1 protein-coding gene and 1 pseudogene are annotated in these 1,052 nt (G+C 59.0%); both read left to right on the top strand.

Translation table 11 applies throughout. The features are described 5' to 3' along the window. Positions 1-449 (top strand): annotated as a pseudogene (locus A3730_RS01650) (RNA polymerase-associated protein RapA); the annotation flags it as partial. A gap of 2 nt (positions 450-451) precedes the next feature. Further along, a partial coding sequence (locus A3730_RS01645) for an alpha/beta hydrolase (RefSeq protein WP_063537331.1) occupies positions 452-1,052 on the top strand: 601 nt, incomplete at its 3' end.

Below are 1,052 nucleotides of genomic sequence, written 5' to 3'. Positions count from 1 at the left end.
ATACCGTTGATGCCATTGCCCCCAAACAGTTGCAGGCAGACCGCTTCCTGCCCACCACGGTAATTCGTCACCTGCTGGATGCCAATGGCAAAAATATCAGCCAGGCCATCAGCCACGACGGCCTGAGCCAGCAATGCCACAAGATGGACAAGCCTCTCAGCCGCAAGATCGTTGGCAGTCAGAAACCCCTGCTGGAAAAATTGCTGAAAGCCGACGAAACCAGCGCCAGTCAGGAAGCCGAAAGCATTATTGCCGCTGCCCAGGAAAAAATGCGCGCCGAACAAGCCCACGAGCTGGCTCGCCTGAAAGCCCTGCAAGCCAAAAACCCGGCGGTCCGTCATGAAGAAGTAGAAGCCCTGGAAGCGCAAACACGGGCTCTGGAAAAATGCCTCAGCGAAGCTCAGTGCCAACTTGAAGCCGTGCGAATTATTGTCTCGGGAGGAGACTGACCATGAGTAATCTATTGCGTTGCGTTGAAATTGAACCATCAGCCCAAGCCACCGCCAGTGTGATCTGGCTACACGGCCTGGGCGCCAGCGGTCACGATTTTGAGCCCATTGTCCCCGAGCTTCAGCTGCCTGCGGACCTGCCCGTGCGGTTTGTCTTTCCCCATGCCCCGCAGATTCCCGTTACGGTGAACGGGGGCATGGTCATGCCCGCCTGGTACGACATTCTCGCCATGGATATCGACCGCAAAGTGGACGAAGCCGGCGTTCTGGCCTCAGCGGACGCGGTAGATGCACTCATCGAGAGGGAAATCGCCCGCGGCATTCCCAGCGAACGCATCATTATTGCGGGTTTCTCACAAGGTGGTGCCGTTGCCTACCAGGCCGCCCTGCGTCAGCCCAAGCCTCTGGCCGGCCTGCTTGCTCTCTCCACCTACATGGCCATGCCCGTCACACCCAGCGAGGCCAATGCCGCCCTGCCAGTAATGATTTGCCATGGCAGCATGGACCCGATGGTACCGGAACAGCTGGGCCAACGGGCCGCAGCCACCCTGACTGAACTGGGCTATACCCCGCAATACCGCAGCTACCCCATGGAGCACATGG

It is taken from the genome of Alcanivorax sp. HI0044, from assembly GCF_001634945.1.
This window is presented reverse-complemented; position numbering and strand designations above follow the sequence as displayed.